Below are 24741 nucleotides of genomic sequence, written 5' to 3'. Positions count from 1 at the left end.
GTATGCATGACCACGTCAGATACGTTGTCGGAAAGATTAAAGGAGTTGTAAATTCTGCTTGCACGGCGCGCAGACTGCGATAGAATAAATGAGAATCATTATCATTTGATGAGGAGCACTGCTCTCCTCTTCCATTTTCCGTGCCAAAGGATTTGCCATGTGCGACAAACATGCTTCGACCGTACCCTGCTCCAACGATAGCGCGCAGAGCTCGCGCCGGCGGCGCGTCTGGGAGTTGTCGCATGCGTCGCATTGTCCGCTGGTGGGCGTGGGGTTGCCGTTAAATGGCTTGCGCAAGCTGGTCGAGAAAGTGACCGGCGGGAAGGTGCTGCATGATGATTACGATATTCACGTCGGCACCGTCAGCGAATGCGCGTTGCGCACGCCGGTAGCCGATGCGGTTCAGAAAGAGCTTGAACGTCGCTATGCGCAGCATATCCAGCGCTTTCGCGCGGCCAAGACCACCGAGCAGGTCGAAGCGATGTGGGCGGCGGCGGTTGCGGCCGGCGATGTGGCCGGCGCATTCTGGGCTGGCCTGTCCCATCCCCGCTGCACGGTGGCGCTCGAAGAGAAGATGTGCCGCGATATCCACATGGTGCAGCACCAGGCCGGCGCCTGCGCCCGCGCCGATCTCAACAAGTTCAATGCAATCGTTGCCGACAATTCCCGGCTCGAACGCGAGGTCGTCCGCCTGCAGGAACGGTGCAACGCGCTGACGCACGAAAAATCACTCGATGCCGAGCGCCACGAGCAGCTCCTGATGACGGCGCGCGCCGCCACCATTGCCCGGGAAGGCGATGTGGCCACCCTGCGCGCCGAGCTGGCGCGCCTGCAAGCCAGCGTCCCCGAGCTCGACACCCGCGAGCGCATGGCCGAACGCATCGCGCAGCTGGAAGCGCGCGAGCAAGCCCTGCGCGCGCAGGTTGCTGAACTGAAGACGTTGCGCCCCGCCGCACCCGATGCCGAAGTGGCTCCCGCAGCGGCAGCGGAACCTGTTGCTGTCCCGGTTGCGATGCCGGTACGGCTGCACAACCGCGCCGTGCTGTGCGTGGGCGGACGCAGCAGCAGCGTGCCGATCTACCGCACGATGATCGAGCGCGTCGGCGCCCAGTTCGCGCACCACGACGGCGGCCTGGAAGACAGCAGCAGCCAGCTCGATGCCAGCCTGGCCGCGGCCGACCTGGTGATCTGCCAGACCGGCTGCATCAGCCACAGCGCCTACTGGCGCGTGAAGGACCATTGCAAGCGCCATGGCAAGCGCTGCGTGTTCGTCGATAACCCGAGCGTGTCGAGCCTGGCGCGCGGGTTGCAGGAAGCCGCGACCGAAGAACCCCAGCCCGGCTGACGGCTACGCAGCAACTGGCCTGCAGGCAATCGCGCGGCACTGCCGCCGTGCCGGACGGCCGCGCCATGCAAGTTCAGGCCAGATCGATCGATGTGTTCATGATCCCGACCAGCGCCGTCATCTCGACCGAATCAGCAATCCCCAGCAGCAGGTCGCCGCGGCTCAGGCCGCCATCGTCCATGACCTTGATCCAGCCGGCGATCTCGTTCGCGCTGGCAGTGCGTTCCAGGCCTGACTGGTACAGGTGCGCGATGAATTGGGCATCGGTCATGGTATTGATGCCGCCTTCAGCCACGTTCACGAACATGTCGGCGATCGCCGTGATCGTGCTCCCGCTCTCGAACGCGCCGATCCAGTAATTCAGGCCACCAGCATCCGGTGCGCGGTCGAACAGGGCGTCGTACATGCGCACCAGGCTGCCAATCTCGGTATCGGCGATGTGGGTCGTGGCGCCGGCAGACCGCGCATACGACAGCATCTCGAACGAGTCGGCAAACTCCAGCAGAACCTCGGCACGCGTGTCGCCGTCACGCAGGCCGGCAAGCAGGCTATACAGCTCCCTGTAATTGCCCGAACGCTCGGCGCCATTCAGGTACAAGGATCTGCCGAAATCGTCGTACGTGAGTGCATCGTCACCGTCATAGTTCTGCAGCAGGCTGGTGGCGATATCTACCAGTGCCGTCCCTGACGCATGCGCCGCTTCCCAGCCATCGAGCTCAACACGCGTTGCAACGCGGTCTTCCAGTGCATCGATCATGCGGGTGATCGTGCCACGTACCGACAGGTCCTCGCCCGCACCACGGAAGTTCAGCAGTTCCACATTGATCAGATGGTCAGTGCCATCGTCCCCGGTGCGCGCACTGACTACCATCTGGCCCTGCTCCACGCGGATCGTGTAATCAGCCCGCGTGCCACTCAAACGCGCCGTATCAAGGCCTGCACCACCATCGATCCAGTCGTTTCCGGCGCCCCCAGTCAGCTCGTCGTCACCTGCATCGCCGTACAGGCGATCGTCGCCGGCGCCACCATCGACCAGATCGTTTCCGCCGCCAGCGTGCACGATGTCGTTACCTTCGCCGGCATTCAGGCTCTGTACCGCGTCGTCGGCCACCAGGAACTGATTGCCCGCGCCGCCGCCATACTGGTAGCCCACGGTCATGGCGCCGGACAGTGCGGCAAAGCCAATGTGGTCGAGTTCGAACGTATGCGATCCGATACCGCGTGCATCGATAACGAGCGCAGTGACCGGATTGGCACCGTCCTGCGGCGTACCGGTCAAGGCCATGCTGACGAAGGCCTTCCCCGTGCCAGGTGCGATCACCGGAACAATGGTTTGCAACAGCAGCGGGGCTGCAGGGGCGAGGCTTGCCAGAAAATCGGTGGCGCCGGCGATCAGCCCGGCCTGTGAGGCAGAACCGGCTGCGCTGTGCTGACCAATCTCGCGCAGCACCTCGTCCAGCGAGGCTGCGGCCGCCTGCGGCGCGACGCTGCCGGACGCCATCAGGCCAACGCCGTCGATATCAGCAGCACGCAACAGTACTGCGCCACTGCTGTCCCTGACGATGGCAATGCCATCGGACGGATTGGGGTTCGCTGGAGCGTCAGGCAGCGCCCTGGTCGGGATCGAGAGCAGCTGGCGCACCGTCCCATCGGCTTCGGTGACATAGCGCACCACGACTTCGCGCCGCTCGTCGAGCGTCGTCTGCGGCGCGGTGCCAGGGCGCTCGTCGACATCGCTTACCCACACCGTCAGCATCTGCGCAGCCGTGCCGGCCCATTCCTGGCGCGTGACTTCGACTTCGTAGGTATTGTTGCCGGCGCCGTCCCCACGGTCGCGCGGCGTTTCGTAGTCGGGCGCGTCAATGAAGACCAGATGACCATTGGACGGATCGATCGAAAACAGGGCGGCGTCGCGGCCGCCGGTGATCGTATAGACGTTCGGTATGGGCGAAGGAACGGCATACACGGTATCGATGGCCACATCGCGCGAGTTCTCCATGACCTGGACGACGGGGCCGCCGGGATAACTAAAGCGCGGGAGAAAGGGGCCGTCGTAGGGCGGGCTTACGGTGGTCGATACGGGTGTGGTTGCCATCATCGTTCCTCAAGGTGATCTACCAGGAGTATAGCCATGCCGACCGCTACACGATTCAGAAATTGAACACCCGGCGCTTTTCATGCACTGGGAATACAACTACATCACCTGAAATTTGGACGCAAGAAAAAAGGGGGACTGGCGAAGCCTGTAACTGTCCAGACGCTCAATAATCCTCTTACAGCGATGTGTGACCCTGTCCCGCACAGTGATGCGCAGCCGCTGCCGCTATCCACCTCATTAATTACAGTCGCACAAACCAATATGGATCAAGTGATGCAAGAAGGTGGCATGCTTTAAGATGAGATCTGGCTATGCTTCTCCAAGGTTAAGTGGACCTGCGTCCAGCAGAAATCAGCCTGTTTTTGCGACACCCCCTCGTCAAGCTCATCTACTTCAACGACGCCAAGGTGCGCGAGGTGTGCGGTCCGCTGGTAAAGGCATGGCGTGACCATGATGATCATCTTCATATTGGACTTTGGGAGCGGCCATGAACATTCGCCTGGCGTGTCTTGCCGGAGCCATTGCGCTAGCTTCATTCGCCTCTGCTGGCGAGAGCAAGAGCCAAAGCCGGTACCTGGCCAAACCGCTCACCGGAGATTTTTACATGTACGGCGGCAGCCTCGGCGACTCCACCCCACCGACGGAGAAGGACAGAAAACTATCGTTGATGGTGACAGGGCCGCTTGCCAAGGATTTGTTCGACCATCTAGGCCCCGACATCAAGGACGCGTGTGGCGCCGGTCCTGATCAGCGGGAACGTGGCAAAGGCGATCTTAGCTGCATCTGGACGAAGAGCGAAGGGTACTCGTGCTACGTCGGCCTTGATCTTCGGACAGGGAAAAGCATGCGAGGGCTAACCTGCTGACCGAGTGGTTGCACGATCAGACGAAGTGCGGGGAAAAGAAAAAAGGGTTACCGGCCTAAGCCTGTAACCCTTTTTCCTGACTAACTAATTTTGGTGCCGCTGACCGGAATCGAACTGGTGACCTTCGCATTACGAATGCGCTGCTCTACCGACTGAGCTACAGCGGCGAAACCTGTGCTTCGCCTTCCATCATGCCCGACAAACAAGCCGTCGCTCACGAAAGAGCCGTATTCTAGCAAACAAACCGGCAACCTTGCTAGTGTGTATCGCGTCACTTTCGCAAGATTTCCGGTTTGCCTAATTTATACGCAGACGATCAGGCGCGCCATCAGCCCGCGTGATAGCCCGTAACCACATCCACTTCTTCCTTCGAACCCAGGAACACCGGCACGCGCTGATGCAGCTTGGTCGGCTGGATATCGAGGATGCGACCCTGGCCATCGGTCGCCGCGCCGCCGGCCTGCTCGACGATCATCGCCATCGGATTGGCTTCGTACATCAGGCGCAGCTTGCCTGGCATGCTGGTGTCGCGCAGGTCGGCCGGGTACATGAAGACGCCGCCGCGGGTCAGGATGCGGTGCACGTCGGCCACCATCGAGGCGACCCAGCGCATATTGAAGTCCTTGCCGCGCGGGCCGGTGGAGCCTGCCAGCAGCTCGTCGACATAACGCTGGACCGGCGGATGCCAGTGGCGCTGGTTCGACATATTGATCGCGAATTCCTTGGTCGCTGCCGGAATCTGCATATCGCTCTGGGTCAGCACCCACGAACCCTGCTCGCGGTCGAGCGTGAAGCAGTGCACGCCGTTGCCGGTGGTGAGCACCAGCATCGTCTGCGGGCCGTACACCGCGTAACCGGCGGCCACCTGCGTGCTGCCGGCCTGCAGGAAGTCCTGCTCGGTCGGGTCCTGCATGCCTTCCGGGGCTTTCAGCACCGAGAAGATCGTGCCGATCGACACATTGACGTCGATGTTCGACGAGCCATCCAGCGGATCGAACAGCAGCAGGAACTCGCCCTTCGGATAGCGGCTCGGGATCTGGCGGATGGTTTCCATTTCTTCGGACGCCATCGCGGCCAGGTGGCCGCCCCACTCGTTCGCTTCGAGCAGGATCTCGTTGGAGATCACGTCGAGCTTTTTCTGCACTTCGCCCTGGATGTTTTCGGTGTCGGCACTGCCGAGCACTTCGCCCAGCGCGCCCTTGCTCACCGAATAGCTGATGCGCTTGCAGGCGCGGGCCACGACTTCGATCAGCAGGCGCAACTCCGCATTGATGCTCTGGTGCTGGCGTTGCTCTTCCACCAGGTACTGCGTCAGACTTACGCGTTTCATGGGTTCCTCAGGTTGTGTTGAATGTGTTTAGTTGGCCAGCGCCTTGCCGACGATCTCGCGCACGTCGTTCGACAGCTTGACCTGCCCCGCCACCTTCTGCAAGGCTTCGCGCATCTGCCACTGCAGGGCCGGCGCGTAACGGCGCCAGCGGTCCATGGCGCGTGCCAGGCGGCTGGCCACTTGCGGGTTCAGTGCGTCGAGTGCGATCACTTGCTCGGCCCAGAAGGCGTAGCCGCTGCCGTCCGGCGCGTGGAACTGTACCGGATTGTTCACGCAGAACATCGCCACCAGACTGCGCGCGCGGTTCGGGTTGCGCAGCGTGAAGGCCGGGTGCGTCATCAGCGCGCGGACTGCTGCCAGGTCGGTAGTCGGGCTTAAGGCCTGCATCGCGAACCACTTGTCCACGACCAGCGCTTCGTTCTGGAATTCGTCATAGAACACGGCCAGCGCGTCGGCCGCCTGCGGCACGCGCGCCGCGACCAGGGCGGAAAGCGCTGCGGCGCGGTCGGTCATGTTGTCCGCTTCATCGAACTGGCGCTGCGCCAGCGCGACGCTGGCGGCATCCGGCGCGGCGTTCAAGTAGGCCAGCGCCAGGTTCTTCAGGGCGCGCTTGCCGGCCGAGGCGGCGTCCGGGCTGTAAGGGCCCGGCGTGGCGTTGGCTTCGTACTGCGCCAGCAACTCGTTGCGCAGGCGCGTACCGAGGTCGGCGCGCACGAACTGGCGCGCGATGTGCACGGCCAGCGGATCGACGCACTCGAGCTGCTCGGCCACCATCGATTCGGATGGCAGCGTCAGGCACTGCTCGCGGAAGGCCGGATCGAGCGTCTCGTCGACCAGGATCTTGCGCAGCGCCTCGATGAAGGTCTCGTCCAGGTTCAGGCTGGCGGCGGCATCGTCGTTCGCGCCCGCTTCGCCGGTCAGTTTCAGCAGGCGTTCCATGGCCAGGCGCTGCCCCGCTTCCCAGCGGTTGACCGGGTCGCTGTCGTGGCTGAACAGGTGCAGCAGGTCGGCATCGGTGTAGCCGCCCTGCAGGATGACAGGTGCCGAAAAGTCGCGCAGCACCGAGGCCACCGGCTGCCCGGTCACGCCCGTGAAGACGAAGGTCTGCTCGGCTTCGGTCAGTTCGAGCACGGCGGTCGTGCCGCGCTGCTGGCCATCGACGACGAGGGCCATGTCGGCACCGGCGGCGTCGAGCAGGCCAACGGCCACCGGGATGTGGAACGGCAGTTTCTCGGGCTGGCCGGGCGTGGCCGGGCACGACTGGAACAGCGTGAGCGTGTAGGTCTGCGCGGCTTCGTCCCAGCGGCCTTCGAAGCGCAGCACCGGCGTGCCGGCCTGGCTGTACCAGCGCTCGAATTGCCCCAGTTCGCGGTTGTTGGCGTCGGCCATCGCGCGGCGGAAGTCGTCGCACTCGACCGCTTGCTCGTCATGGCGCGCGAAGTACAGGTCCATGCCCTTGCGGAAACCATCGACGCCGAACAGCGTCTGGTACATGCGCACGACTTCAGCGCCCTTTTCGTACACCGTCACGGTGTAGAAATTGTTGATCTCGACAAACGAATCGGGCCGCACCGGGTGCGCCATCGGGCCGGCGTCTTCCGGGAACTGCGCCTGGCGCAGCGTGCGTACCTGGTCGATGCGGGTCACGGCGCGCCCGGTGGCGGTGCCGATCATGTCGGCCGTGAATTCCTGGTCACGGAATACCGTCAGGCCTTCTTTCAGCGACAGCTGGAACCAGTCGCGGCACGTCACGCGATTGCCGGTCCAGTTGTGGAAGTATTCGTGCGCTACCACCGCCTCGATACCCTGGAAGTCGATGTCGGTGGCCACGCGCGGGTTGGCCAGCACGAACTTGGTGTTGAAGATGTTCAGGCCCTTGTTTTCCATCGCGCCCATGTTGAAGTCGCTCGTGGCGACGATCATGAAGCGGTCCAGGTCGAGTTCGAGCCCGTATTTTTCTTCGTCCCAGCGGATGCTGTGCTTGAGCGACTGCATCGCGTAGTCGGTCTTGTCCAGGTTGCCATCCTCGACCCACACCTGCAGCAGCGCGTCGCGGCCATCGGCCAGGCGGAAGGTTTCTTCCTGGCAGACCAGTTGCGCGGCGACCAGGGCGAACAGGTACGACGGCTTCTTGAACGGGTCCTCCCACAGTGCATAGTGGCGGCCATCGTCCAGGTCGCCTTCTTCGAGCAGGTTGCCGTTGGACAGCAGCACCGGATAGCGGGCCTTGTCGGCGCGCAGCATCACGGTGAACTTGGCCATCACGTCCGGACGGTCCGGGAAGAACGTGATGCGGCGGAAGCCCTCGGCTTCGCACTGCGTGAAGAAGTTGCCGTTGGACACGTACAAGCCGCTCAGCGTCGTGTTCTTGTCGGGTGCGCACAGCGTTTCGATCTCGAGCACCACGTCGTCGGGCGCCGAGCGGATCGTCAGCAGGTTGTTGGCCAGCGTGTAGTCGCGCTTGCCCAGCAGCTTGCCATTCAGGCGCAGCGCGACCAGCTCGATGTCTTCGCCGTGCAGTTCGATGCCACGCGTGGTGGCGGCCGGGTTGCGCCGCAGCGTCAGGCGGCTGGCCACGATGGTGCGCGCCGGGTCGAGGTCGAAGCCCAGTTCGACGGTATCCACCAGATAGCTGGGCGGGGTATAGTCCTTGCGGAAGATGGTCTGGGGCGTATCGGTGCGCATGATGGGCTCGGGCTGACACAGTGGATGAGGGGCTTATTTTACCAACAAGCTTTTGGTTCGCTGCCCACGAATGCCATGTATCGCTTTGTAGGCACGGTAACCGGGTGTAAAAGTGGCTCCCCTGAATCTGAACAAGGGGTAATCTTGAAGATCGGGGAAAGACCGACAAGACAAACGGGAGATTTGCATGAAACGCTTCATCACCATCGCTCTGGGTACCGCGTTCGCGTTGCTGCTGGGCGGCTGCGCGACGAGCATCCGCAGCGATGTCACCACGTTCCACCAATGGCCGGCGCAGATTGCCGACAAGAGCTATGTGTTTGAAGTCCCGTCACCGCAGGACGATACCCTGGAATGGCGTAGTTACCAGGACCTGGTGCGCGGCCAGCTGGCGCGCCAGGGCTTCCGCGATGCCAACGGCGCCACGCCGGCACTGACCGTGGCGATGCGCTTTACCACCACCGAGGTACCGGTGCGCGTGATCGAACCGTTGATGACGCCGTATTTCTATCCGAGCGCGCGCTTCGGCTACGGCGGTTATCGGGGCGGCTTCAACCGCCGCTACTGGGGCGGCTGGTACAGCCCGTTCTATGATCCGTTCTGGGGTCCGTACCCGTCGTACCAGACGTCGATCGAGAACCAGTACCGGCGCGAGCTGCAGGTAGCAATCAAGTCGTCACGCGACGGCAAGCGCCTGTTCGAAGTGACCGTGCACAACACGAGCCGCAATATGTCGACACCCGAAGTCATGCCGGCGCTGGTGCAAAGCGCGTTCGAGGGCTTCCCTGGCCAGTCGGGCGTGGCACGCCGGGTGGTAGTGACAAAGGAACCGGGTCGCTAAGAACAATAACCGTCGCAAAAAACCCACGTCATTCCCGCGCAGGCGGGAATCCAAGTACTGTTCGCGTTGTCGTAACGCGGGCACCCTTGGATTCCCGCCTCCGCGGGAATGACGTTTTTGGGCTGCCTTAGACTCCCGCCTCTGCGGGAATGACGCTTTTGGGCCGCTAGCTGAAATACGCCTCCGACCCGAATGTAATGGCCACGACCAGCAGCAAGGCCAGCACCAGCACGATCAGCAGCCGCCCGAACTTCGGCGCGCCATCGCCCGTCGGTCGCGATGGCGGCGTGAACGGCGACTCGTCCCGGGTATCCCTCATGGCAGCAGCACCGTCGAGCCGGTGGTGCGGCGTGCCTCGAGCGCGCGGTGCGCCTCGGCGGCCTGCGCCAGCGGGAAGGTCTGGTTGACGTTGATGGTCACCTTGCCGCTCGTGACCATCTCGAATAACTCGGCCGACATCGCTTCGACTTCCTGCTGATTGGTCATGTAGTCGAACAGGGTCGGGCGCGTGATGTACAGCGAACCGCGCTTGGACAATTCGCCAGGCGTGAACGGTTCCACGGCGCCGGACGCATTGCCGAAGCTGACCATCAGGCCGCGCCGCTGCAGGCAATCGAGCGACGCGGCAAACGTGTCCTTGCCCACCGAGTCATACACCACCGGCACGCCGGCCCCGCCCGTGATGTCTTTCACGCGCGCCACGATGTCCTCGTCGTTGTAGTTGATGACGTGCGCGGCGCCGTGCGCCAGCGCCAGCTCGCCCTTCTCCTTGGAGCCGACGGTGCCGATCAGTTGCACGCCAAGGGCGCGCGCCCACTGGCAGGCGATCAGGCCCACGCCACCGGCTGCAGCGTGAAACAGGATCGTCTGGCCGGCCTGCAGCGGGTAGGTCGAGCGAAACAGGTACTGCACCGTCAGGCCCTGCAGCATCATGGCCGCTGCCGTCTCGAACGAGATCGCATCGGGCAGCTTGACGACGACCGCGGCCGGCATCACGCGCAGGTCGGCGTAGGCGCCGTTGGGCCCGCCCGCGTACGCGACGCGGTCGCCCGGCTGCACATTGGTCACGCCCTCGCCCACCGCCTCGACCACGCCCGCGCCTTCTTTGCCCAGCCCACCGGGCAATGGCTGCGGGTACAGGCCGGTGCGAAAATACACGTCGATGAAGTTCAGGCCGATCGCGTGCTGGCGCAGCAGGATCTCGCCCGGCCCGGGCGCGCCCACGTCGACATCGACATACTCCATGACCTCGGGGCCGCCATTGGCGGCGATGCGGATTGCTTTGGCGTGCATGCAGTTCTCCTTTGTGTGCACCAAGAATACCGTATTCGTGCCCGTCGGCGGCGAAAGCACCGGCACGCCAGACTGTTGTTTCCATGCCGATTCGCGCCCCCTGCTTGCGGGCCCTTGGACCTTTTTGCAAGGGGGCGCTATGCTAGAATGTCGGCCACTCTTGCATACCGTCTAAGGAATTCTCGACATGGCTGGACACAGCAAATGGGCCAATATCAAGCACAAAAAGGCCGCAACTGACGCCAAGCGCGGCAAGATCTGGACGCGCCTGATCAAGGAAATCACCGTCGCCGCGCGCATGGGCGGCAGCGACATCCCGTCTAATCCGCGCCTGCGCCTGGCAGTCGAGAAGGCGGCCGATGCGAATATGCCGAAAGATAACGTCACGCGCGCGATCCAGCGCGGTTCGGGCGAACTCGAAGGCGTCAACTACGAAGAAGTGCGCTACGAAGGCTACGGCATCGGCGGCGCGGCGATCATCGTCGAGTGCCTGACCGACAACCGCGTGCGGACCGTGGCCGAAGTGCGCCACGCGTTCAGCAAGAACGGCGGCAATATGGGCACCGAAGGTTCGGTCGCGTTCATGTTCCAGCACACGGGTCAGTTCCTGTTCGCGCCGGGCGTCGACGAAGACAAGCTGATGGAAGCGGCGCTCGAAGCCGGCGCCGACGATGTCGCGGCTGACGACGAAGGCGGCTTCGAAGTGCTGTGCGATCCGCACGCCTTCGCGTCGGTGAAAGAAGCGCTCGAAGCGGCCGGCTTCAAGGCCGAAGTGGCCGAAGTCATCATGAAACCCGCCACCGAAACGGTGTTCACGGGCGACGACGCGATCAAGATGCAAAAGCTGCTCGATGCACTGGAAAACCTGGACGACGTCCAGGAAGTGTTCACCAACGCCGTGATCGACGAATAACCTGGTAGGCAATATGAAAATTCTCGTAGTCGGCTCGGGCGGCCGCGAACACGCTCTGGCGTGGAAACTGGCCCAATCGGAACGCGTGCAGACCGTCTTCGTCGCTCCCGGCAACGGCGGCACCGAGCTCGACACGCGCCTGGTGACGGTCGACCTGCACGAGCCGCAGGCGCTGGCCGACTTCGTCGTGGCCGAGCACATCGCGCTGACGCTGGTGGGCCCTGAAGTACCACTGGCCGCCGGCATCGTCAACCTGTTCCGCTCGCGCGGGCTGAAGATCTTCGGTCCCACCCGCGAAGCAGCGCAGCTCGAGAGCTCGAAGGATTTCGCCAAGTCGTTCATGCAGCGTCACGGCATCCCGACCGCGAAGTACGAGACGTTCTCGGATGCCGCTGCGGCCCACGCCTACATCGACGCCAACGGCGCCCCGATCGTCATCAAGGCCGACGGCCTGGCGGCCGGCAAGGGCGTCGTGGTGGCCATGACGCTCGAAGAAGCGCATGGCGCGGTTGACCACATGCTGGCCGATAACGCCTTTGGCGACGCCGGCGCGCGCATCGTCATCGAAGAATTCCTGGCCGGCGAAGAAGCCAGCTTCATCGTCATGTGCGATGGCAAGAACGTGCTGGCGCTCGCCACGAGCCAGGACCACAAGCGCCTGAAGGACCACGACCAGGGCCCGAACACGGGCGGCATGGGCGCGTACTCGCCGGCGCCGATCGTGACGCCGTCGATGCATGCACGCGTGATGCGCGAAATCATCAACCCGACCATCCAGGGCATGGCGCGCGACGGCATCCCGTTCACGGGCTTCCTGTACGCCGGCCTGATGATCGATGCCGACGGCAATCCACGCACGCTCGAATTTAACTGCCGCATGGGCGACCCGGAAACCCAGCCGATCATGGCGCGCCTGAAAAGCGACTTCGCCACGGTGCTCGAACACGCTTGCAACGGCACGCTCGACACGGTCGAACTCGAATGGGACCGCCGCACCGCCGTGGGCGTCGTGATGGCCGCTGCCGGCTACCCCGACAGTCCGCGCAAGGGCGACGTCATCGATGGCATCCCGCCCGAAGCGCCGGAATGCGTCACCTTCCACGCCGGCACGCGCGTCGTGGGCGGCACGCTGCAAGCCAGTGGTGGCCGCGTGCTATGCGTCGTGGGTCTGGGCGACAGCGTCAAGATGGCGCAGAAGCGCGCCTACGAAACGGTCGAGAAGATCCACTTCAATGGCGCGCAGTACCGGCGCGACATCGGCTGGCGCGGGATCAAGTAAGCGGGGTTGAACTTGGGTTCCCGCCTGCGCGGGAACGACGGACTAACAGCCGCCTTGAATATCACGTCAGCATGTTTGCACGTCGTTCCCGCGCAGGCGGGAACCCAAGTCACACCGAACAGCCTCAGGCGCCAACCGCCTTACAACGAACCACCACGTGCGCAGGTGTACAATCTGCGCTCTTTTCATTTCCCGACCGCGATCGTTCCATGCCATCCCTTCACAGCGCAGCCATCAAGGCCTGGTTGCTCGACCTCCAGGCGCGTATCGTCCAGGACCTCGAACAGGTCGATGGCAAGCCGTTCCTGCGCGATGCGTGGGAACGGCCCGAAGGCGGCGGCGGCATTTCGCGCCTGATCGAAGAAGGCAATGTGTTCGAGCGCGGCGGCGTGAATTTTTCTCACGTGATGGGCGCTGCCCTGCCCCCGTCGGCCAGCGCCGTGCGTCCCGAACTGGCGGGCCGCGCCTGGGAAGCGATGGGCGTGTCGCTGGTGCTGCATCCGCGCAATCCATACGCGCCGACGGTGCACATGAACGTGCGGTTTTTCGAAGCGACCGCAGCCGGCGAAGAGCCGGTCTGGTGGTTCGGCGGCGGCATGGACCTCACGCCGTATTACGGCGACGAGGCCGATGCACGCCACTTCCACCAGACCTGCCACGACGCGCTGGCGCCGTTTGGCCCGACGCTGCACCCGCGCTTCAAGAACTGGTGCGACGAGTATTTTTATCTGAAGCACCGCAAGGAAGCGCGCGGCGTGGGCGGCATCTTTTTCGATGACCTGAACGAACTGGGGTTCGAGCAGTCGTGCGCGCTGATGCAAAGCGTCGGCAACAGCTTCACCACGGCCTACCTGCCGATCCTGGCGCGCCACAAGGACCGCCCGTACGGCGAGCGCGAGCGCGATTTCCAGGCTTACCGGCGCGGCCGCTATGTCGAGTTCAACCTGGTGTGGGACCGCGGCACGCTGTTCGGCCTGCAGTCGGGCGGGCGCACCGAAGCGATCCTGATGTCGATGCCGCCGATCGTGAAGTGGCGCTACGACTGGCACCCCGAGCCGGGCAGCCCGGAAGCGCGCCTGGCGACCGACTTTTTGCCGCACCGGGACTGGCTCGCGCCGTGACGGCCTGCATCGCCGTGCTGGGCGGCAGCTTCGATCCGGTGCACCTCGGCCACGTCGCGCTGGGCCAATTGTTTTGCGGCTTGCTGCAAGCGGACGAATTGCGCATCCTGCCGGCCGGCCGCCCGTGGCAAAAGAACGGCATGGAAGCCGGTGACGCACATCGCATCGCGATGCTCGAACTGGCCTTCAGGCCACTGAACAACGACCACCTGCACGTCGTGTTTGACCTGCAGGAAATTGAACGCACGACGCCAACCTACACGGTCGAGACCCTGCGCGCGCTGCGCCGGGAACTCGGCCCGCAGGCATCGATCGTATTCCTGATGGGCGCCGACCAGCTACGCAATCTGGATACCTGGAATGAATGGCGCGAACTGTTCGCGCTGGCCAACCTGGGTGTGGCCACGCGCCCGGGGTACGACCTGGCGCAAGAAACATTACCACCACCGGTGGCACAAGAATTGTCGACGCGCCTTGCGACGCCCGACACCGTGCGCGCAAGCAGCCACGGAAAAGTTTGCCTCGCACCGACGCTGGACGTCGACATTTCGTCAAGCCGCATTCGTGCGGCCTTGCACGCGGGCCTCGAAGCGGACGCAAACGCGCTCGCGATGGCGCAAGTGCTAGACTATATTCAACAACATAACCTGTACAAAAACTAATGGATCTCAAGAAACTTCAAACCCTCGTCGTTGACGCCCTGGAAGATGTCAAGGGCCAGGACATCGTCATGTTCGACACGACGCACCTGACCAGCCTGTTCGACCGCATCGCCGTCGTCTCGGGCACCTCGAATCGCCAGACCAAGTCGCTGGCCGCATCGGTGCGCGACAAGGTCAAGGCTGCCGGCGGCGACGTCATCGGCATGGAAGGCGAGGACACCGGTGAATGGGTGCTGGTCGACCTGGGCGACATCATCGTCCACATCATGCAGCCGGCCATTCGCCAGTACTACCGTCTCGAAGAAATCTGGGGCGAAAAGCCAGTCAAGCTGGGCGCCGCCAAGCGCAAGTCGACCGCCGAAGGCGCAGAAGCCGACGAAGCCAAACCAAAGTCGAAGCACCTTGCTGCCAACCAGGACAAGGTCGAGGCCAAGCCGGTCAACGAACGCAAACCTGCCGCCAAGCGCGCCGCCACCGTCGCCAAGACCATCGCTGCCGAAGGCCCTGCTGCTGCCAAGAAGCCGGCTGCCAAGAAGGTTGCCGCCAAGGCTGTCCCAACCGGCAAGACCGTGAAGGTCAACCCGAGCAAGACCGAGACCGCCGCTGTCGAAGCGACCAAGGCCAAGCCGCCAAAGCGCGCCGTGAAAGCTGCCGCGCCGAAAGAAGCACCAGCGGTCGAAGCGCCGGCCAAGAAAGTGATCCGTCGTATCAAGAAGGATGCCGAGTAAGCCTTCATGCAATTGATCATTGCCGCGGTCGGTCACAAGATGCCGGCCTGGATCGAGTCGGGTTTCACCGAGTACACGAAGCGCATGCCACCCGAGCTGCGCATCGTGCTCAAGGAAATCAAGCCGGTCGAACGGTCCGGCAGCAAGACCGCTGCCACAGCGATGGCGCTCGAACGCGAGCGCATCGAAGCGGTCTTGCCCAAGGGCGTACGCATCATCGCGCTCGACGAGCGTGGCCGCGACCTGACCAGCGTCGGCCTGTCGCAGCAGCTGGAAACCTGGCAACGTGACGGGCGCGACACCGCGTTCCTGATCGGTGGCGCCGATGGCCTCGACCCTGAGCTCAAGGCACGTGCCGAAGGCCTGATCCGTATTTCCAGCATGACGCTGCCGCACGGTATGGTGCGGGTGATGCTGGCCGAGCAGTTGTATCGTGCCTGGTCGATTACCCAGAACCACCCCTACCACCGGGTCTGAATTTTGCTTGTTCAGTAATTCTTTACCTGCCTGACTGCTTTGCCAGATCGTCCGAATCGATGAGAAACAACCAGAACAAGATTTACCTCGCTTCGAAAAGCCCGCGCCGCCGCGAATTGCTGCGCCAGATCGGCGTCGACTTCGAGCTGATGCTGCTGCGCAGTGATCCGGCCCGCGTCGTGGACGTCAGCGAAGACGTGCTGGCGGACGAAGACGTGCACCATTATGTCGCGCGCGTTGCCAAGGAAAAAGGCGCGTTTGCCTTCAACCTGCTGCTGCAACGGCGCCAGCCGCTGCGCCCCGTACTGACGGCCGACACGACCGTCACGATCGATGGCGAGATTCTCGGCAAGCCCGCCGATAACCGAGAGGCGATCGCCATGCTTGAGCGCCTGTCGGGCCGTACGCACCAGGTGCTAACCTCGGTTGCCGTGCACGCCGAACGTGTGGCCGAGCAAGTTACGCAAGTGTCGAACGTGCGCTTTGCGAGGCTCACGCCGGAACAGATCCGCGCCTATTGCGCCACGCCCGAGCCGTACGACAAGGCCGGCGGCTATGGCATCCAGGGCCCGGCGGCACTGTTCATCGAGCACATCGAAGGCAGCCACTCCGGCATCATGGGCCTGCCCCTGTTCGAGACCGCCAGTTTGCTGCGCAAGGCGGGCCTGACGGTCTGAATTGATCGCCTTCCCGCCCCGGCGATGCCCCGTGAGCGTGTATCATGATCACCCTGAACAATACGTGCGGCAGGGTCCATGAACGAAGATATTCTCATCAACATCACGCCGCAGGAAACACGCGTCGCGCTGGTCTTGCAAGGCGCGGTGCAGGAACTGCACATCGAGCGCACGCTCACGCGTGGGTTGGCGGGGAATGTCTATCTGGGCAAGGTCGTGCGCGTGCTGCCAGGCATGCAGTCGGCCTTCATCGACATCGGCCTGGAACGCGCTGCCTTCCTGCACGTGGCCGATATCTGGGAAGCGCGCAGCCACGACGGCAGCAACGTGCCTCCGACCGCGATTGAAAAGCTGCTGTTCGACGGCCAGGTACTGACCGTCCAGGTCATCAAGGATCCGATCGGGACCAAGGGCGCACGCCTGTCGACCCAGATTTCCATCGCCGGCCGCATGCTGGTGTACCTGCCGCAAGACCAGCATATCGGCATCTCGCAGAAAATCGAAAAGGAAAGCGAACGCGAACGCCTGCGCACGCGCCTGCAAAACTTGCTGCCGCCCGACGAAAAAGGCGGTTACATCGTGCGCACGATGGCCGAAGAAGCGCCGGACGACCACCTGGCCGCCGACGTCGACTACCTGCGCAAGACTTGGGGCGCCATTGTCCAGGGTGCCCGCACCCGGCCGCCGACCACGCTGCTCTATCAAGACCTGTCGCTGGCCCAGCGCGTGCTGCGCGACTTCGTGCACGACGAAACCGCCACCATCCAGGTCGACTCGCGCGAGAACTACCTGAAACTCGTCGAATTCGCGCAGGTCTACACACCAAGCGTGCTGTCGCGCATGGCGCACTACACGGGCGAGCGGCCGCTGTTCGATCTGTATGGCGTCGAAGAAGAAATCCTGCGCGCGCTCGGTCGCCGCGTCGACCTGAAATCGGGCGGCTACCTGATCGTCGACCAGACCGAGGCGATGACGACCATCGACGTCAACACGGGCGGCTATGTGGGTGGGCGCAATTTCGCCGACACGATCTTCAAGACGAATCTGGAATCAGCGCACGCCATCGCGCGCCAGCTACGCCTGCGTAACCTGGGCGGCATCATCATCCTCGACTTCATCGACATGGAGAACAACGAGCACCGTAACCAAGTGCTCGCCGAGCTGAAGAAAACTCTGGCACGCGACCGCACCAAGGTCTCCGTGAGTAATTTCTCGGCGCTGGGCCTGGTGGAAATGACGAGGAAGCGCACGCGCGAATCGCTGGCCCACATCCTGTGCGAGCCCTGCCCGGCCTGCTCGGGCAAGGGCCAGGTAAAAACCAGCCGCACGATCTGCTACGAAATCCTGCGCGAGCTGCTGCGCGAAGCCAAGCAGTTCAACCCGCGCGAGTTCCGCATCGTCGCGTCGCAAGAAGTGATCGATTTGTTCCTGGAAGAAGAATCGCAGCACTTGGCCATGCTGGGGGACTTCATCGGCAAGCGCATTTCGCTGCAGGTCGAGAAGGGGTATCACCAGGAACAGTATGATGTGATTTTGATGTGATGGATTTATCTTCATAAATCAGATGCTTATGTAGTTAATAGTAAGATAGCTCGCGTTGAATAAGTAACACTTTCAATAATTGACATGTCTGCTTTAAGCGGCCATCTCCGCTTTACTAAAATTTCGGCGAATGGCGCTAGCAATATGCATCCAAGGCGCGAATTCGGCGCTTTGACCTAGCGCTTTTGTTTGCAGCCCACATCTAGTTCCTTCTAGAGCCTGACAACCTTGCCCCATTCCATATCACAACCTTAAGAGACTGAGAATGGATGCAGGTGCAATGGTCCATAAGTTCAGGATCTCCAGAGAGTGCGGCAATAAAACAGTGGTCTACAGTCTTAGCAATTTAACGAGCAAAGCGTGAGACCAAGCAGGCGAACGCTCTCAACCACGATGCCTATTGAACTGCGCGATGCCAGAGTGCCTAATCGATTCGATCCATCCTTGGGCAGTAGCAGCACAGGCTCGGTGGTAGCGCATAGCGGCATCCTTTAATACACGATGCTCATTTTCGATGGTTGTTGGAAAAATTCCGGGGTCGTCGGTACCAATACATACCTTGACGTTGCCCGTGCGCAAGCCGAATCTGTTTGGTAGTTTAGCGAAATCAAGCGGTAGCCAACGATATAAGGGATGCTCGTGAAATTCTTCAAACCTGCCAATGTAAATATTGGATGAAGGGCATGCCTCCAAGTAAAGGTCGTAGTCGGCGCTCGCATAAAGCGTCATTAGATAGTCCTGAACCGCCTCGATGGCATCAAGTTGCAAGATGCCAACCGTCTCCTCCACCTTTCCCTTTCTCATTTGGACCAAAGTGCCGAAGCCGGGATCGTGCGGCGTGAAACGAAGGATTGCTGTAACGCTATCAGGCCGTTCTCGAAGCGTCAATTTTCGCGCACGATTTGTGCCGTACAAGTCCCTATAGGCTCGCCAGATTTCTTTTTGGGTGCGACTAGCATGGACGGCGATACCCGGCTGGCTATCGATGTCCTCATGCCTTTCGTATTCCCGCAATCGCCATGCTTCGAACAAGTCCGCTGTATTATGCGCCGCAGTGTAAAGATAGCGGCTATACCTTTCAATATTCGTCTCGAGGCCTGAGATGCATTGCGCGAAGCTAGGGAGGTTAATAAGCTTTAAGTAATGATGCAACCATACTAAGTTGTCGAGATGCTCGTCTAAGGGCATGAACGCCAACTGCTGGCGCTGCGCATACAAAAATGGATCTATACCGAGCGCTAACGCATGCCCCAGACGGTCACCTTTTTCCATTGCACAAAACCGCACGGTTTCGTCGATCCGCCGCAGACCTGTTAAGACATGGGAAAAATCCTCGCCAGCATGGATACTTAAGTAAAGGACCGGTGCCGCCGCACCAAGCATCGAGCTTTTACGGCATTCCGTGCGAATTTTGCGAAGAACCGGAGCGAACAACTCAATCGGGGCCGTGTTTTCGTTACCTGCCACATCGAGTCCCCTGAGAAGGCTTCCCGGATGCGCACCGCTTACTACCTTGCTACCTAATTCCCTGTCACGGCGGCGCGCCCGTTGATAATGTTCTGTGAAGGCGTTGGCAGTTTTATTCAGCGCTTCGGTATTCGGCTCTAAACTACGGCTGAAATGGTAGACAAACTGGAATCGATCGGCGCTCTCAGCATTTCCTAGCTCGGCGGCTAGCCTCTCAAGCGGCCGCTTTTCCAAGAATTGATTGCTTGCTTTCAGAGAAACATAGCGATTTGGACGAATTAAGCTAGGCTGAATCAAATTCTTTGCAATAGAGCCCCGAAATTTTCTCACATCAGAATTGTTGAACTGGACAAATTCACTGAGTCCAATACCCCGCATGACCGCATAAGCGCGCAGGCAATGTACGGTATGGATAATTGCAAGACGCAGCCACGCGCGCGAAGCGTTGTTAGGCATGCTAGTGTCGAAGCTTTGTTCGTCAAGCATTAATGCAGTCAAAAGCATAAACCAGCTTCCACTGACGTCGCCGCCGTCGTGTTCACGGCGGAGCTCAGCTGCACGCCGAACAAGTCGCTGCACATCCGTGACTGGTTCATGCGCGCAGATATAACCATTCAAATTAATGCAACGGTTCGCCAAAAGCTGCCAAGGTATGTCCGGCTCTCTACCTGGCAGTGATTCAGGTGATTCAGGTGATACGGATAGCAAGCGCATCAACTGTACCCTATCACTGATATCGCGGTCGGTTACCCCGAACACTTCGCGCATCCATTCGTTGACCAAAAATGGAAGCAATGCGCATAACTGGTGGGTGCTGATCCGTTCCGAACGCATCTGAGTGAATTCTGGCACCAGAGGCCATTTTCCCTTCAGATTGACGGAATTCGGAACATTATCGAGTAGCGCCAAGTTGCACAACCCATAATGCGCGGCGCAGACTCCTGCCATGTGCACATGGTTGTCCGCATACGGCGTATCTGGATCAAACGGCAACGCATGCGGACACTGGCGTTCCGTCCAGCGCTCGACATCTACCCATGCTTTTTCCTTGATATATAGGCTGTTCGCCATCATCGTTGCAGCCAATAAGGCAGGATCAAGCATCGACATCATGCCGGCATAATCTGCCAGTCTGTCGTCGGGGACTTGGAATATATCTTTACCGTCGTTTACAAGCCATTCGTCAGCCAACACGCGCAAAAAATGCAAGCGGTAAAAGCCATGATCGTCAGGCTGCCAATGCAGATCTAAGGCATTCTGAGTGTCCTCGTGACGTTGGTTATGGTGGGTATAGTCGCCTATCGCAGCATCGCGCACAGCAAGCGCGCAGATTCCGTCAGAGGCATTGCGCCTCAACGCTTCGATGCAATGCACTAGCCAGCGATCGGACCGAAGCAGGCTGACGGCGGCTAATAGATCAAGAGGTACCCGTAGCATCGGCTCAGTTCTGAGCAAATGCTCGTGCAATTATTTTGCCGAGCGTACTAGAACCCGGAACTTCATATTTATCTGCCTTGTAACGAAGTAGCTCGAGTTCGGCACGATGAGAATGGGCTATCTGCAACGCATGCACCTCCCACCTCGGAATAGCCAATAAGGCTTTCATCAGCCTTACGATACCAGGCCTACGGGTACGCGTAGTTAATAAGCTGTCGCGAAGATAAGACGCAACTGGGTTTTCCAAATTGGGAGAAATACTGTTGTCCGGCTGCTCCCTCGCATGCTCGCTCACTCCATTCGTTTCGGTAGCGTTTTTCTTTCGCGGGCCGAGTGGGAACAACCCATCGCCATCTATTTCCACAAGCTGAAATATTGGGTGAGCCTGCAGCGCCTTCACCAGTTGCATTGCCTCGTCTCGCAGTCTGTTCTTTTCAAGACTACGCACGTTGATATGCCATGAACGGTCGGAATCCCATTTTTCGGGATTGAGATCGATGTGCGCACCCGACGCAACGTTTCTTTGCACTACCAGCAAATGGTTTGGCTTCACAAAGCTCGCCACCGCGTTGATGACGATCATTTGAAAGCGCCTTGCCGCATGGCTTAACGTATTTGCGGCACTTGCTTCACTTATCAAGCCAGAGCCGGCTTTCAAAGCATTTAGCTGATTAAAAGTTTTATTGAAAACGCAATACAGAAGATGCAACGCACCTCGCTTCCTTATTCGCCCCAGTATCTCGGCATGCTCAATTTGCCATCTTTTAATATCAGAACGCAACCAGTTCTGTACACCGTGCAGCTCATTTGTTGCCAAGTCTAAACCTGCCCGAGGATTAGCATCTGTGGGCGCAGCGTCGTCTTGGGATATTGGAGCCATACTTCCTTGCGTACTGTCGTCATTGTCAACGGACTTTGTAGGAAACACGCTGTAAGTCGAATGAAAAGGTGCAGTGGTTAAAATTCTTCTGACATGGCTAGCTACTTGCCTAGTGTTTGTTGAAATATAATCTTGCAGTATACTGTCCAATAACAACTCGAATGCTTTTCCGAAAAAGAGTTGACGAGTTGCCGTGCCGGAGCGGCCATAAAATTCATGTGTCGTATATAGATTAAGCAGAAGTACTGCTTTGCGGAAAGAATTATTCTGTCCTTGCGATTGAGCTTTGATATTCGTCAAAGTCTGCTCAACCGTCGCCTGGGATACGAACTGCATATAGACAAAGTATTCCAGCGCTGGGTAAGGTATGTTAGTACGCAACTCTTTAGCAAGCAGACTTTTCTGGCTTTCGATATAGGCGGAAGCACGTCCCCTTTCCAGCAAATGCAGTTGACGCATGCACTCTGCGCTGAAATCGTAATGTTCGTCCTCGGCGGGAATGGAAAATTGGCTCCCTACATTAAATATCGGCAGCTCACGCAGAGGGCGGCGCAGCGGCCGCATATCGTTCTCTTGAGAGTTGATAACGAAGCCTGCTAACATAACCTCGCTCTCTGTCACCCGCCAACCGACCCAATTCCGATGCGCCTCGCAATACTTCATCCATCCATCACGCAGAGCGGCATGAAACATCCCGTCGTCTGTTTCAACAAAATCTTTCGCGCAGTGCGCTATCTCGTAATAGTGGATCTCAGTTGGAGAAGTCCTAACGTTAGCCAGCGCGCGCCAAGCGTCGGGCTCTTGCGCAAGATATCGGGCCGGCATCTTGACCAATTGAACGAGCGTTCGTGCGGTATCTGGTAACAATGATGGCTTACTGCCCTCTTCACCGTTAGTAAAAGGATAGACAAGTTCAGCCATCCATCCGAGATAAATGTCTAATGGTATCCCTTCACCCATGCTGAAGTTTTGCTGAACGATTTCCAATCGTGGCTGCAAAAGCGAAAGCGAAGTAAACTGGGTCCTCAGGTTTGTTGGGAAAAGTTTTTCGAGGTAGTTCTCTGCCAGCTTTTCTTGATATGAGCTGTCGATCCCGTGCTTGCTGTGCTCGTTGAAGTACTGCTGAGCTAATTGTCGGTAAAGATTGATGTCACCCGAAACTAAAGGCACTGAAAACGGGCACGCCAGCCATCGACGCAATGTCTCCAGAAGCCCGTGTGCGCGCCCGAGGGACATATCGATATCGTCGATACGGAAGACAAACGCCGTCACGTTTAACTCAAGTGTTGCTTGGTATAGAAAATTGTGAAAGCGCCATTCCCATGTCTGTGCGACCTGATACGACAAAATACGATCGATGCCGATGCCCATTGTCTTGCCGTCGGTCGGCGCAAGCGATTCGCCGAGACTCTCTAGTGCTCTTAGGTAGATTTCACTGGGGCGACTCTGTTGACGTGCGGCGTGATAACTGCGTACAGCATAATGGACTTGCGCCACCAAGTAACTATCGAACCCCTCTTCGTCTCGTATCAGTGTCGGATCTATCAAGGGTAAAAAACACAGTTTAGACTCTTTAAACTTTGCTCTCCACATCATTTCAATATTAATCATGAATGCGGTTTTTCCAGCGCCCCGCGATCCATTGATGAAGATCGCATTGTACGATCGCTCAATCTGATTGTGGTCTTGCCCAGTAGTGTGGGAATTCGACCAACTATGAGCGTACACTTCCGCCTGCGCGATTGCAGCATTTAGCTCATTTTTCACGAAGCGAAAAGCTTCGTGTTGCCAATTTTCGTCGAACGGGAGACGTGTCGCACTGCCGGTACGGTCCAGGTTTAGCAATAAGGTTTCTCGCCATGCGTTCATCATGTATGCCATTTGCCAAGTTAGTCTGCGCCACGCTGGAATTAGGGGCGCCTGTTGCCTCATTTTAATCAAACTCAGACCATATGGGTAGCAAGCCACTACAATTTTTATCGGCAGATGACAAATGTGCGGAGGTTTTGGGCAGAATAGTCACTAAAAATCTGCATAATCAACTATAGACAATAGGCTTCTCCATAGTTGGCTGCCATAAAAATACAATTTCGATTTATTGCTATCTCCCGTATATTGGCGCATACTTCCCGCAAGTATTAGGGGCTATCGTTATCTCCCAGACACTCCAGCTTCATCAATCCAATATTGGTTTGCAAAGATCGGTGTTCAACAAACAAATCGTATATTGGCTTCCCGAGCTGACTGCGCGCTTGCAAGATGGTCCGCAACCTAAGCGCCTCTTAACCTTGCACCGTCCACCGACTTGTTCGAGCAATCGCCGCGCGCGTGGACAGAGCGGCAGCCCAGCGCCACCACCACACCCAGCAACACCTCACCGAATGCCTGTCACTGTTCGACACGCTGCGCGCGCACGCCGAGCAGCCTGCCGACATCGAGCTGGCCCTGTGGTTCCACGACGCTATCTACGACGTGCAGGGCCACGATAACGAAGCACGCTCGGCGCACTGGGCCATTGACGCAATAAAGGCTGGCGGCGTCGATGCGGCCCGCTGCCAGCGCGTGCATGACCTGATCATGGCCACCTGCCACACTGCCCTGCCCGCCTCGCCGGACCAGGCTTTGCTGGTCGACATTGATCTGGCCATCCTGGGCGCACCCGCTGCGCGCTTTGCCGAGTACACGCGCCAGATCAGCGACGAATACGCGTGGGTGCCACCAGAGGTCTACGCGGTCAAGCGCCGCGCCGTGCTGCAGGGCTTTCTCGACCGCGAACAGATTTACACGACGCCCGCCATCGCGCAGCGCCTTGAGCAGCGCGCCAGAGCCAATCTGGCCAAGGCGATTTCGTCGCTCTGAACAACGATCCGTCAACAAGCAGCAAGATTGATCCAGATCGATTGCAGCCTGCTTGACGAACGCGCCTGCAAACCTATTGAGAACCAATCAATCCAAGCTGCATGGTGCGCCGTTGCTGCCACCCACAAACAAACACGCAGCCAACATGCGCGCGTGATTTTGCGTGCGTTCCCATCGGTTCCGCTTGACTTGCGTCAGCAAAATACTTAGCGTCTCACAACAGGCAGCAGGAAACTTATCCC

The 24741-nt window shown here is 59.8% G+C and carries 21 protein-coding genes and 1 tRNA gene; 13 read left to right on the top strand and 9 right to left on the bottom strand.

Features of this window, described 5'->3' with window-relative positions:
• Window positions 1-157: 157 nt before the first annotated feature.
• On the top strand, window positions 158-1345 hold the full coding sequence (locus HD842_RS19780) for a DUF2325 domain-containing protein (protein ID WP_183556455.1): 1188 nt from the start codon (window positions 158-160) through the stop codon (window positions 1343-1345).
• 73 nt (window positions 1346-1418) lie between these two features.
• Here the strand turns inward: HD842_RS19780 and HD842_RS19775 are convergent, their stop codons facing one another.
• A complete protein-coding gene (locus HD842_RS19775) occupies window positions 1419-3440 on the bottom strand; it encodes a DUF4214 domain-containing protein (RefSeq protein ID WP_183556453.1) in 2022 nt (673 codons plus the stop codon).
• Window positions 3441-3736: 296 nt separating this feature from the next.
• A complete protein-coding gene (locus HD842_RS19770; protein ID WP_183556451.1) occupies window positions 3737-3910 on the bottom strand; it encodes a hypothetical protein in 174 nt (57 codons plus the stop codon).
• Window positions 3911-3930: 20 nt separating this feature from the next.
• On the opposite strand from HD842_RS19770, the gene HD842_RS19765 reads away from it, so the two are divergent.
• Entirely contained in the window at window positions 3931-4308 is a 378-nt protein-coding gene (locus HD842_RS19765; RefSeq protein ID WP_183556449.1) for a hypothetical protein, read from the top strand.
• A gap of 91 nt (window positions 4309-4399) precedes the next feature.
• On the opposite strand, the gene HD842_RS19760 is transcribed toward HD842_RS19765, so the two are convergent.
• From HD842_RS19760 to pepN, 3 genes are all read right to left on the bottom strand, one after another.
• A tRNA-Thr gene (locus tag HD842_RS19760) sits at window positions 4400-4475 on the bottom strand.
• A 161-nt stretch (window positions 4476-4636) separates the two neighbouring features.
• Entirely contained in the window at window positions 4637-5638 is a 1002-nt protein-coding gene (locus tag HD842_RS19755; protein WP_183556448.1) for a class 1 fructose-bisphosphatase, read from the bottom strand.
• A gap of 27 nt (window positions 5639-5665) precedes the next feature.
• The gene (pepN, locus tag HD842_RS19750) at window positions 5666-8323 is read right to left on the bottom strand and encodes an aminopeptidase N (RefSeq protein WP_183556447.1); all 2658 of its coding nucleotides are present in this window, start codon (window positions 8321-8323) and stop codon (window positions 5666-5668) included.
• Between the two features lie 187 nt (window positions 8324-8510).
• Here pepN and HD842_RS19745 point away from each other — a divergent pair, with 187 nt between their 5' ends.
• Window positions 8511-9164 carry a DUF4136 domain-containing protein gene (locus HD842_RS19745; RefSeq protein ID WP_183556446.1) on the top strand — a complete coding sequence of 218 codons (654 nt, stop codon included), beginning with the start codon at window positions 8511-8513 and terminating at the stop codon, window positions 9162-9164.
• A 166-nt stretch (window positions 9165-9330) separates the two neighbouring features.
• Here HD842_RS19745 and HD842_RS19740 read toward each other — a convergent pair whose 3' ends face one another.
• On the bottom strand, window positions 9331-9483 hold the full coding sequence (locus HD842_RS19740) for a hypothetical protein (protein WP_183556445.1): 153 nt from the start codon (window positions 9481-9483) through the stop codon (window positions 9331-9333).
• Window positions 9480-10457 (bottom strand): quinone oxidoreductase family protein, encoded by a 978-nt coding sequence (locus HD842_RS19735; protein WP_183556444.1) that lies wholly within the window; start codon window positions 10455-10457, stop codon window positions 9480-9482. Before HD842_RS19735 ends, HD842_RS19740 begins: the two co-directional genes overlap by 4 nt.
• A gap of 187 nt (window positions 10458-10644) precedes the next feature.
• Here HD842_RS19735 and HD842_RS19730 point away from each other — a divergent pair, with 187 nt between their 5' ends.
• The 8 genes from HD842_RS19730 (at window position 10645) to rng (ending at window position 17856) form a co-directional block, all read left to right on the top strand.
• Entirely contained in the window at window positions 10645-11370 is a 726-nt protein-coding gene (locus HD842_RS19730) for a YebC/PmpR family DNA-binding transcriptional regulator (RefSeq protein ID WP_183556443.1), read from the top strand.
• A gap of 13 nt (window positions 11371-11383) precedes the next feature.
• Complete coding sequence (gene purD, locus HD842_RS19725; protein WP_183556442.1) at window positions 11384-12649, top strand: phosphoribosylamine--glycine ligase; 1266 nt, start codon at window positions 11384-11386, stop codon at window positions 12647-12649.
• 209 nt (window positions 12650-12858) lie between these two features.
• Complete coding sequence (hemF, locus tag HD842_RS19720) at window positions 12859-13770, top strand: oxygen-dependent coproporphyrinogen oxidase (RefSeq protein WP_183556441.1); 912 nt, start codon at window positions 12859-12861, stop codon at window positions 13768-13770.
• Window positions 13767-14432, top strand: coding sequence for a nicotinate-nucleotide adenylyltransferase (locus HD842_RS19715; protein ID WP_183556440.1), 666 nt, complete (start codon window positions 13767-13769; stop codon window positions 14430-14432). The genes hemF and HD842_RS19715 overlap by 4 nt, the downstream gene beginning before the upstream one ends.
• Entirely contained in the window at window positions 14432-15160 is a 729-nt protein-coding gene (gene rsfS / locus HD842_RS19710; protein WP_183556439.1) for a ribosome silencing factor, read from the top strand. Before HD842_RS19715 ends, rsfS begins: the two co-directional genes overlap by 1 nt.
• A gap of 6 nt (window positions 15161-15166) precedes the next feature.
• The gene (gene rlmH, locus HD842_RS19705; RefSeq protein WP_183556438.1) at window positions 15167-15637 is read left to right on the top strand and encodes a 23S rRNA (pseudouridine(1915)-N(3))-methyltransferase RlmH; all 471 of its coding nucleotides are present in this window, start codon (window positions 15167-15169) and stop codon (window positions 15635-15637) included.
• 59 nt (window positions 15638-15696) lie between these two features.
• A complete protein-coding gene (locus HD842_RS19700; protein ID WP_183556437.1) occupies window positions 15697-16314 on the top strand; it encodes a Maf family protein in 618 nt (205 codons plus the stop codon).
• 78 nt (window positions 16315-16392) lie between these two features.
• Window positions 16393-17856 (top strand): ribonuclease G, encoded by a 1464-nt coding sequence (gene rng / locus HD842_RS19695; protein ID WP_183556436.1) that lies wholly within the window; start codon window positions 16393-16395, stop codon window positions 17854-17856.
• A gap of 384 nt (window positions 17857-18240) precedes the next feature.
• Here the strand turns inward: rng and HD842_RS19690 are convergent, their stop codons facing one another.
• Window positions 18241-20790: a hypothetical protein gene (locus HD842_RS19690; RefSeq protein WP_183556435.1), complete on the bottom strand. Its 2550-nt coding sequence runs from the start codon at window positions 20788-20790 to the stop codon at window positions 18241-18243.
• Window positions 20765-23512 carry a hypothetical protein gene (locus tag HD842_RS19685; protein WP_183556434.1) on the bottom strand — a complete coding sequence of 916 codons (2748 nt, stop codon included), beginning with the start codon at window positions 23510-23512 and terminating at the stop codon, window positions 20765-20767. Before HD842_RS19685 ends, HD842_RS19690 begins: the two co-directional genes overlap by 26 nt.
• Window positions 23513-23968: 456 nt before the next feature.
• On the opposite strand from HD842_RS19685, the gene HD842_RS19680 reads away from it, so the two are divergent.
• Together HD842_RS19680 and HD842_RS19675 are read left to right on the top strand one after the other, a co-directional pair.
• Window positions 23969-24499, top strand: a complete 531-nt coding sequence (locus HD842_RS19680) for an HD domain-containing protein (RefSeq protein WP_183556433.1) — start codon at window positions 23969-23971, stop codon at window positions 24497-24499.
• 27 nt (window positions 24500-24526) lie between these two features.
• On the top strand, window positions 24527-24709 hold the full coding sequence (locus tag HD842_RS19675) for a hypothetical protein (RefSeq protein WP_183556432.1): 183 nt from the start codon (window positions 24527-24529) through the stop codon (window positions 24707-24709).
• Window positions 24710-24741 lie beyond the last annotated feature (32 nt).

It is taken from the genome of Massilia aurea (assembly GCF_014200505.1).
Taxonomy (GTDB): domain Bacteria; phylum Pseudomonadota; class Gammaproteobacteria; order Burkholderiales; family Burkholderiaceae_D; genus Telluria; species Telluria aurea_B.
The sequence above is the reverse complement of the archived record's forward strand: the minus strand, read 5'-3'. Positions and strand labels throughout refer to the sequence as shown.

Coding starts and splice junctions, on each gene's coding strand:
- HD842_RS19765 (WP_183556449.1), top strand. CDS start 3,931: ATGAACATTCGCCTGGCGTGTCTTGCCGGAGCCATTGCGCTAGCTTCA.
- HD842_RS19700 (WP_183556437.1), top strand. CDS start 15,697: ATGAGAAACAACCAGAACAAGATTTACCTCGCTTCGAAAAGCCCGCGC.
- HD842_RS19770 (WP_183556451.1), bottom strand. CDS start 3,910: ATGAAGATGATCATCATGGTCACGCCATGCCTTTACCAGCGGACCGCA.
- rlmH (WP_183556438.1), top strand. CDS start 15,167: ATGCAATTGATCATTGCCGCGGTCGGTCACAAGATGCCGGCCTGGATC.
- HD842_RS19740 (WP_183556445.1), bottom strand. CDS start 9,483: ATGAGGGATACCCGGGACGAGTCGCCGTTCACGCCGCCATCGCGACCG.
- HD842_RS19745 (WP_183556446.1), top strand. CDS start 8,511: ATGAAACGCTTCATCACCATCGCTCTGGGTACCGCGTTCGCGTTGCTG.
- pepN (WP_183556447.1), bottom strand. CDS start 8,323: ATGCGCACCGATACGCCCCAGACCATCTTCCGCAAGGACTATACCCCG.
- HD842_RS19775 (WP_183556453.1), bottom strand. CDS start 3,440: ATGGCAACCACACCCGTATCGACCACCGTAAGCCCGCCCTACGACGGC.
- purD (WP_183556442.1), top strand. CDS start 11,384: ATGAAAATTCTCGTAGTCGGCTCGGGCGGCCGCGAACACGCTCTGGCG.
- rsfS (WP_183556439.1), top strand. CDS start 14,432: ATGGATCTCAAGAAACTTCAAACCCTCGTCGTTGACGCCCTGGAAGAT.
- HD842_RS19780 (WP_183556455.1), top strand. CDS start 158: ATGTGCGACAAACATGCTTCGACCGTACCCTGCTCCAACGATAGCGCG.
- HD842_RS19755 (WP_183556448.1), bottom strand. CDS start 5,638: ATGAAACGCGTAAGTCTGACGCAGTACCTGGTGGAAGAGCAACGCCAG.
- HD842_RS19685 (WP_183556434.1), bottom strand. CDS start 23,512: ATGATGAACGCATGGCGAGAAACCTTATTGCTAAACCTGGACCGTACC.
- HD842_RS19735 (WP_183556444.1), bottom strand. CDS start 10,457: ATGCACGCCAAAGCAATCCGCATCGCCGCCAATGGCGGCCCCGAGGTC.
- rng (WP_183556436.1), top strand. CDS start 16,393: ATGAACGAAGATATTCTCATCAACATCACGCCGCAGGAAACACGCGTC.
- hemF (WP_183556441.1), top strand. CDS start 12,859: ATGCCATCCCTTCACAGCGCAGCCATCAAGGCCTGGTTGCTCGACCTC.
- HD842_RS19730 (WP_183556443.1), top strand. CDS start 10,645: ATGGCTGGACACAGCAAATGGGCCAATATCAAGCACAAAAAGGCCGCA.